Raw genomic sequence first — 8205 nt, 5'->3', positions numbered from 1 at the left:
AAAGCGGCAGGTAAACATTTTCGTTGTAGATTGAGGCCGCCAACTTGACCAGTACTGGGTGGAAGTCGACGAGCAATCCTGCAATCACCGCCACTCGTGGCCCGTACATTTTGTTCGCTATGAAGAAGACTGGAATGATCAGAGCGGTTCCGAACAGCAGAGATACGAGATGCGCAGCCAGCTCTGATTTTCCGGTCAGCATGGACATTCCGGCCGTAAGGACTGAGAACAGAGGCGTGTACATCGTTTCAGGGCCTTCGAAGTTGCCGATAAGCCCCTTTCCGTGGATGAGACTATCGGCCATTCGAACGTATTCAGACCCTTCCACCGTGATGACGGGGGTTTTTTGTGCCATCCAATACACACGCAGCGGCAATGCCAAGAGCAGGAGGATTATTAAGGTGCGCCATGTGGCGCGTGGCTTACCGCCCTCTGCAGTTAAGTAGTGATGGTCTTCCACCTCTACGGTGGGAATCGTGGCAGTACTGGACATAAAGTAAAGCCTTCAGTGACGGCGAATTAGCGCATGCCGTTCATCGTTCTTAGCTGAGGATTTTCTGGTCGATCTCTAGACGCAGACGTACTGCGGAGGGGGCCTATTTTCGATATTCGGATCGACGGAAGAAGCCATTCCAAAGGACTCCTGTCCGTTCTCCGATTCTCGCCAGAAGGCGAAGCCCCAACTAGGAACAAACACTTTCAATTCGGCGACCGCAGGAGTGGGATGGCTTGACTCGGTCGCCTTTGAAATCGTCAGAACCTGTTTCCGAGCGCCATCTTCCGCGAGAGCGGGTGTCTGAGCGACATCATCACTGATAGAAATGACGGGAAACAGAACAAACAGGATACAGCCGAGGATCAGCAAACCTCTGTAAGAGCCCGGCAGCCATTTGGAATCGGAGCGGCGGCGCACACACATCCACGACAGCGCGCTTACACCGCCCAGCAGGAGCCAGGCCAGATTGAGAAATAATTCCACGAACTTTGCTGATTATGAGTTAACCACAACAAAAGGCAACTCTCAACAGGACAAAAGTAACGCTTGGGCTTCCAAATCCGGTTACCTGTGCGCAATGAATGCTTTGGAAGATATCCAAACAGCAGACGCCCACGAAGAGTCAGCTTTCCAAAAGGGTCTTGACCCTGAATTATGAATTTCGCAATGGAGGAAGAACCGCGCAAAGAGCCCGGATCGTTTCCAGGCTTTTATCGTCGATCGATACGAATTCAAATCCGTAAAATTCGCTTCTTCGATGACGTACGATCGAGTAGGCCTGGATTTCGGTCGTTGAGTTCGGCAGAGAGTACGCTACCTTCACCATCTCCCCTGGAATGAGTGGCGCTTTGATTGTGCCGCCAACGCCACGCTCACTGATGTCCGCAGAAGTTCCATAGAGAATAGTCTTAACCCCGGAGCGGAGCACCTCAACAGCCAGAGCGACCCTTACAGCGTGCCGGTGAATCGTTCTTGTCGTAAGCAGCTTCGAGGGGGTCCGATCCAGCGCGCGCTCCAGTGCAGCGATGAAGGTACTCTGCGGTTCGCGCGCGTAGACAAAGGAATCGGTTACAGAACGCAGAGACTCGTGTACGTGTGGATGGGCAGATACCAGCACAATCTTTGCCCTACTCCCGCTTCTACGGATGCCGACGAGAAGTTCGATCGAGTCGACATCCCGCATCGGATGGGAAAGTACGACGAGGTGGAAATCGCAGTTTTGGATGCGGTCGAAGACGGAAGAAGTCGATGTGGCTACGGTGCACTCGTATCCCAGAGCCTGCAACATCGGCTTGCGGGACTCAACCGATTCGCGACTGTCGTCAACCAATAGCACGCGTGCGGGACCATCGTTATCAGTTGCAACGCGTTCAATTCCGATCTGGTGCGCTCGTTGGCCATCAGGTTCCGTCCAGATGACCTTGAATCGTCCACGGCGACTGCCGTTTTGAACACCGATGAGCGCGCCGGGTTCAATGCGCCGGTGCAGTCCGGAAAGGCGCGCACCAAGTTCTGAGACATCGTGCGTCTCCCCTTCCTGGACGAAGATCTTCCCTTCGGAATCGAGTGTCCAGATGGAGACCTGATGCCGAGAACTCTCACGTTCCTCGCGGCGCGAATCCATGTGGGTTAATGCTACTTCCGTAGCAGTGCGGGACAGGGATTACGAAGGTAACTAGACGGTTACGGCCGAGGTTACAGCACTCGAAGTTTTTAGCGTGTCAAACGGTGCGAACGTCGGGCCGAAGAAATCCCCAAAAAAGGAATTCGGCGCATCGAGTGGATCGATGCGCCGAATTGATCGCGCGATGAAAAACTCAATTCAGGGTTTAGCTCTTATCGAACGCCGACGGAGCCATAAACCGAGGCCACTAAGGCCGGTCCCAAGAAGCATCGCGGATGACGGTTCTGGAACCTGTGCACCGACGGCTCCGGTATTGCCTGTAGCAAGATCCCGGACATCGGCAGAGAAGTAGATCGTATTTCCGTTATATGGGTCCGCCGCAACAAAGTCCGCGATGTTGACGCCAGCAAGCGTGAAAGAAAAGGAATTCGCCTGGACACCCTTCAAATTCGGAGCACAGAGGGCACACTGTATCGCATAATCGAAACCTGTGAACGGAGAGTTCGTAAAGGAGCCAGAAGTGGTATTCACGAACGCAAAGTCAGTCGTTCCCAAGGCGGTCGAGTTTCCTAAAGCGTCAACCAGAAAGTCAGAGATAGGAACCGCGGTGATGCTCGATTTGTCCAAGTTGAACGTAAAACTAAAATGGCCGCCCGTTTCGATTGAGAAATCCTGATTTGGAGTCAGAGCAACGATCACGTTCACTCCCGAAGCCGTCTCGTTCAGGTTGACAGTGCCCGCAGGTGTTGCACATCCCCCACTACATCCGCTTACGTTGAATGTAAAGCTCTTAAAGGTATCCGCTAAAGAACATGGCGTCATGCAGAGCGTGGTAAGCACACCGATGGTTCCAAACAACACTCTTAACTTCATTATTTCTTCCCTTTCACGAGCAACCACGACCAAGAGTCTCCGCCACACAGCTGCCATTCACGCAATCCGCAGTGGTCCTACAGTTCTGGCTTGCACTGCATGGGAGCAATCCGAGTTCCAAACCGAGCCTCGCCATCCGGAATAAACGTTTATCTTCAATCAGTCTCATTAGATGTAGGAATTTCCTGTGGGAAGAGATCTGCAACAACTTGCAGAAGAGTAGAAGGGAATTCTATAGACGTGAACCTCTTCGGGCCAGAGCGAACAATGATTCACGGAAGGAGCTCGCCAAAAACGTCGCAAACTGCGATCCCAGAGACGGTTCTTATCGTTGTGGTTTAAGGGTCCTCATCCTGACATTTCCAGAATTCTTTCAGTTTGTGAACGACAGCAGCATGACATCCGCTAATCTCTTCTGAGACTGTGTTGCAAGTGGGCACAGCTAGAGGAATAGAGGCATCGTTGAGCTCTAGTTTTGACATAACCGTTGTTGGAGCAGGCATCGTGGGGTTGGCATCCGCCCGTCACTTGCTGGAGCGCTACCCGGAATTTCGGGTGCTCGTGATCGACAAGGAATCTTCGATAGCCTCGCACCAAACTGGTCACAACAGCGGTGTGATCCACTCAGGCGTCTATTACCGTCCTGGGTCGCTTAAGGCGCGTTATTGCGTGCAGGGCGCGGCCGAGATGATCCGATTCTGCCGTCAGCATGGAATTCCTCACGAAATTTGTGGAAAGGTCATCGTCGCGACAAGCGAAGAACAGCGGCCTGCGCTTGAAGAATTGCGGCTCCGGGCCGAAGCCAATGGAGTGCCTGGGATACGTCTGTTAAGCCCGCAGGAGCTCCGCGAATTTGAACCTCATGCAACCGGCGTGGCTGCTGTCCTGGTACCGGGAACTGGAATCACTCAGTTCAAGCTTGTAGCTCAGAAATACGCAGGGTTGGCGACAGCGAGCGGTGCGGAGATTCGCACACAATCGGAAGTTCGCAGGATCCTGACGAGAAACGACGAGTTCATCCTTGAAACAACTTCGGGCGAATACCACTCCCGCTTCCTAATTAATTGCGCGGGACTTCACAGTGATCGAGTCGCCCGTCTCATGGGAGCGCAGTTGCCTGTGAGAATCATTCCCTTTCGCGGCGAATACTATGAATTAAGCCCGAGCCGCACATCACTTGTTCGGACCCTCATTTACCCTGTCCCCGACCCCCGCTTTCCCTTTTTGGGAGTACACTTCACCAGGCGGATCACCGGCGAAGTCGAAGCAGGTCCCAATGCGGTGCTTGCCTTCAAACGGGAAGGTTACCGCAAGAGCGACTTCAATGGCGCAGACCTCGCGGATGAATTGAGCTATTCGGGGTTTTGGCGGATGGCAGCCCGGTACTGGAAGGCCGGCGCAGGGGAAATGTACCGCTCGCTCAGCAAAGCCGCGTTCGTCAGGGCGCTACAGGCCCTGGTTCCAGACGTCCAGGAGGAGGACCTTGTAAACGGAAGTTCAGGTGTGCGGGCTCAGGCAGTGGACCGGAATGGAAATCTTGTGGATGATTTCCGCTTTATTACTCTGGGGCGCGCATTGCATGTTTGCAACGTGCCCTCTCCGGCTGCGACCGCTTCCCTCGCGATCGGCCGGCACATCGTGGACGCTGCCACACAGGATTTTGGTTGGAACGGTGCGCGTCGGTCACGCGGTTTTCCAGAGATAAATCGGCCCGTCGGCAATTAGCGCTGGAAGTTGGCAACGCGTAGATTTCGAACGCCGCACCAGAGCGAGGCGCCCGTTGATGCGAGCTGGGGCACCCACCAGGTTTTTCGGATGAAGCGATTTTGGCTGTGCAGCATTCGATGGCTGAGAAAGTCGAGTCCTATAGGAGCGATCTGCAGCATCGGATAAATGGCAGCCGAGTCAGCAAACGGCTTTAAGAGAGGGTTGCGTTCGTAGCCGTTCCCGCTTTGGAGTGACTGGCGCGTCGTCCAGGCGTCAAAGAGCGCAGCCGAATGTTCAGCCACAAGAAGTCCTTTCCAAACGTGCATTTCGCGCGCGCTTGGACCGGCCTCCGAACTTGTCCTCGTAACTTTTATGAGGGGCTGTGGCGTAAGAGGCAATACTGCTGAGCTGGACAAAACGGCTGCTGAATCGGCAGGACCGGATTCCAAATTGGAACCAGACCCAAGAGGAGCTGGAGATATTCGCGACGCGATAAGTTGCCCTGGGCGACTGCGAGGCTGCGTTGCCTGGGGCACCACTTGTGCCTTGGCGATTAACACGGAAAGAAGAGTAATAGCAGCTACTTCTAAACCACGCCGGCTGATCCGCAGCTTCATGCACTTTGGTACAGCACGCCCCTGGCCAATCGGACAGGTACCTTTGTGCACTCAAGACAGCCTAGTTACAAGTGTTTAGAACGATTCTCGCGGCTTTTTTCGAGGTCAAAGGGACACTTGCGACAGGAATGTTGAGACAGAATGTGCAAACGTTTGCGCAGAGAGTGAAATCCACCCCTTTTGGGGGTTAACCTGTAGCTAACCTCTGCACTCGCTTGTATTTACTAGTTATCTAATACTCTATTTCCCCGAATTCTCACGTGTTTTGACCGCAAACGACTTCGCTGTGCTGATTCCTTTATAAGCCGCATCGCACTCACTCTTTGAGACGACCGCGCCAGCACAGTCGGATTTTATCTGTGCTTCGAATTCCTCTGGTAAGCCCGGTGCCACAATTAGATCGAATGATCGAGTGTTGCTTCCCGGCTTAATCCACAAATAGGTTGTCCTTCTGGTAAGCCCGGTGCCACAATTAGATCGAATGATCGAGTGTTGCTTCCCGGCTTAATCCACAAATAGGTTGTCCTTCGCCCGAGCCCGGTGCGCCCGAACGATGTCTCAACATCGATTTTGCCGGGTTGGTCCGTCTCAAGAGTCAGCAGTGTTCCCGATGGCGGAGCAGGCTGCCGTAGGGCTACAGCCCCAGCATTGAGATAAGTACGTCCCGCTTGGAGATTTCTTGCACTGATGAACATCGAGATCGGTGGGAGTGGAGCAAATACGTGTACATGCCCGAAACCTGAACTTCCTCTCGTCGCGCATTTTGGGCTGCGATCTTGGCCGCGATTCGGAATGAGATCGGATCTTGAGCTGACAGACTCTGACTCAATTCTTATTTGATACTCTCCCGGATTCTTCCAGGTGTGCGTTCCGATGAGGACGCCGGAAGAAACATCATCCTCTCTTAGGTTGGAAGTTTCTCCGGCGGTTTCCCAGAAAGCAGAAAATCGCGGCTTCTCTCCTGGGCATGCTCGGTATTCGGCGATCTTGCCGGAGTATGGAATGCCAGCTTGTACATTGAGCGTGCAGACAGTAATGGCTGTTTTTTCTGCGCCTTCAGCAGTACAAATGGGCTCGCCAGGTGCGGCCGGCAACTGTAGTGCTTCACAGCGTAACTCAACGGCAGAGAGAGCAATGGCAAGCGCAAGGATGGCCCAGAACATCTGCTGGCCGATTCCGAGGATGAAGTGTGCTGGGTGGAGGCGACTCACGCAAAAATGGTTCTGATCTCTTGGTAGCGAACTGTTGAACCCTATATAGTAGCTTCCTGGAATCTTGGCTTCGATGCCAGCGCGTTCGGTTCAACGACTTGCCGCCCCACACTAAGGTACAACAATCCGCTACTCCTCATCTCCTCACACAAATACATGTTACGACCGTCGATGACGATAGGATAACGGAGCAGTTGACGTATCCTCTCAAGATCCAGAGCCGCGAACTCTTCCCAATCTGTGAGAATAAGCAATGCATCCGCCGATTCCGCTGCTTCGTATGGCCCTGAAGCGAAATTGACTCGTTCGTTCAACACCTCTCGCGCGCGTGGCATGGCGGCTGGGTCATATGCCACCACTGAGCACTGCTCAGCCACGAGATGATTGACGATGTCGATTGCCGGCGACTCACGTATGTCATCAGTTCCGCCTTTGAAAGCAAGGCCGAGCACAGCAAGCCGTTTGCCCTTGAGCGTCCATAATGCCGAACGTATCTTGCGGATGAATCGCATCCGCTGCTCGGCATTGATCTCGATGACGTCGTCCAGCAATGGGAACGAACATCCTGATTGTTGAGCCACGCTTCGAAAAGCTGCTACATCCTTCGGGAAGCACGACCCGCCGTACCCGATTCCCGCCTTGAGGAAGGTGCTCCCAATTCTGCTATCAGCGCCGATCCCGGAGCGAACTTCTTCGATGTCAGCGCCGACTGCCTCACATATATTTGAAACTGCGTTGATGAACGAGATCTTCATCGCAAGGAAAGCGTTGGAGGCATGCTTTATCAACTCGGCGCTCTTCGCGCTTGTCAGAATCAACTTTGCGGGAACCGAACTTCCTGAAGGCTCGGGAATTCGATCAGGCTTCAAATAGTAGGTTCCCTCAGTCAGTGGCGCATATGTTTCGGTTAGAAGCTCCCGCGCACGCGCGTTGTCCGCTCCAATCACAATACGATCGGGATAGAGGAAATCACTTACTGCTGTTCCTTCGCGCAAGAATTCCGGATTTGAGACAACGTCGAACTGGTTACCTGAAGCGCAGCTGAGCGTTATCACCCGTCGAATCCAATCGCTCGTATAGACGGGAACAGTGCTCTTTTCCACGATCACCTTGTACTCGGATAGCGACAGAGCGATTTCTCTGGCAACCCCCTCAACATAGGAAAGGTCAGCCTCGCCATTTTCCAGAGGAGGAGTGCCCACAGCGATGAAAATAACGGAACTCGCCTGGACAGCCTCGCGGATTGAATCCGAGTACGTCAATCGATGGCCGCGGTGCTTTTGCAACAACTCTGGAAGATACAACTCATGGATCGGCGTCTCGCCACGCCGGAGAGCGGCCAGTTTCTTGTGATCGTTATCTACGCAAATGACCGTATGACCAACTTCAGCAAAGCATGCTGCGGCAACGAGTCCTACGTATCCAGATCCGATTACTGCAATCTTCATTTTTGGTGAGTCTCCAACCCTGACATAGTATTCGTCCAGTTCAAGGTCTACTCAGGAGGCACTTGCAAGACCAGTGGCATTTGTTCAGCCACATTTATCTTTTATTTTCAGGGAGTTAGGTTTTCGAGCGAGAACTCGGAATGCAAAAGTTTTCACTGATGGCAATTCGATTTGCGCTGGCACCCGGCTCTTATCGATCAAAGTGACGGCCGCTGCGATCCGGCCATTT

The 8205-nt window shown here is 53.3% G+C and carries 8 protein-coding genes; 1 reads left to right on the top strand and 7 read right to left on the bottom strand.

Annotation, left to right across the window (positions count from 1 at the left end; all coding sequences use genetic code 11):
• The 4 genes from DMG62_10135 to DMG62_10120 form a co-directional block, all read right to left on the bottom strand.
• A partial coding sequence (locus tag DMG62_10135) for a hypothetical protein (GenBank protein PYY23183.1) occupies positions 1-493 on the bottom strand: 493 nt, incomplete at its 3' end.
• Positions 494-568: 75 nt separating this feature from the next.
• Positions 569-979 carry a hypothetical protein gene (locus DMG62_10130; GenBank protein ID PYY23182.1) on the bottom strand — a complete coding sequence of 137 codons (411 nt, stop codon included), beginning with the start codon at positions 977-979 and terminating at the stop codon, positions 569-571.
• A gap of 169 nt (positions 980-1148) precedes the next feature.
• Complete coding sequence (locus DMG62_10125) at positions 1149-2120, bottom strand: hypothetical protein (protein PYY23181.1); 972 nt, start codon at positions 2118-2120, stop codon at positions 1149-1151.
• Positions 2121-2318: 198 nt separating this feature from the next.
• A complete protein-coding gene (locus tag DMG62_10120) occupies positions 2319-3050 on the bottom strand; it encodes a hypothetical protein (protein PYY23180.1) in 732 nt (243 codons plus the stop codon).
• A gap of 405 nt (positions 3051-3455) precedes the next feature.
• Here DMG62_10120 and DMG62_10115 point away from each other — a divergent pair, with 405 nt between their 5' ends.
• The gene (locus DMG62_10115; protein PYY23179.1) at positions 3456-4718 is read left to right on the top strand and encodes an L-2-hydroxyglutarate oxidase; all 1263 of its coding nucleotides are present in this window, start codon (positions 3456-3458) and stop codon (positions 4716-4718) included.
• On the opposite strand, the gene DMG62_10110 is transcribed toward DMG62_10115, so the two are convergent.
• From DMG62_10110 to DMG62_10100, 3 genes are all read right to left on the bottom strand, one after another.
• Positions 4715-5026 carry a hypothetical protein gene (locus tag DMG62_10110; protein PYY23178.1) on the bottom strand — a complete coding sequence of 104 codons (312 nt, stop codon included), beginning with the start codon at positions 5024-5026 and terminating at the stop codon, positions 4715-4717. The two genes, DMG62_10115 and DMG62_10110, sit on opposite strands and share 4 nt — an antisense overlap.
• Positions 5027-5712: 686 nt before the next feature.
• A complete protein-coding gene (locus DMG62_10105) occupies positions 5713-6528 on the bottom strand; it encodes a hypothetical protein (GenBank protein PYY23177.1) in 816 nt (271 codons plus the stop codon).
• A gap of 41 nt (positions 6529-6569) precedes the next feature.
• On the bottom strand, positions 6570-7976 hold the full coding sequence (locus tag DMG62_10100) for a UDP-glucose 6-dehydrogenase (GenBank protein ID PYY23176.1): 1407 nt from the start codon (positions 7974-7976) through the stop codon (positions 6570-6572).
• Between the last annotated feature and the right edge of the window lie 229 nt (positions 7977-8205).

Source organism: Acidobacteriota bacterium, assembly GCA_003225175.1.
GTDB lineage: Bacteria > Acidobacteriota > Terriglobia > Terriglobales > Acidobacteriaceae > Gp1-AA112.
The sequence above is the reverse complement of the archived record's forward strand: the minus strand, read 5'-3'. Positions and strand labels throughout refer to the sequence as shown.

What these genes read in the sequence shown, in the direction of transcription:
- DMG62_10125 (PYY23181.1), bottom strand. Translation starts at nt 2,120, where the DNA reads ATGGATTCGCGCCGCGAGGAACGTGAGAGTTCTCGGCATCAGGTCTCC.
- DMG62_10120 (PYY23180.1), bottom strand. Translation starts at nt 3,050, where the DNA reads ATGGCAGCTGTGTGGCGGAGACTCTTGGTCGTGGTTGCTCGTGAAAGG.
- DMG62_10110 (PYY23178.1), bottom strand. Translation starts at nt 5,026, where the DNA reads ATGCACGTTTGGAAAGGACTTCTTGTGGCTGAACATTCGGCTGCGCTC.
- DMG62_10100 (PYY23176.1), bottom strand. Translation starts at nt 7,976, where the DNA reads ATGAAGATTGCAGTAATCGGATCTGGATACGTAGGACTCGTTGCCGCA.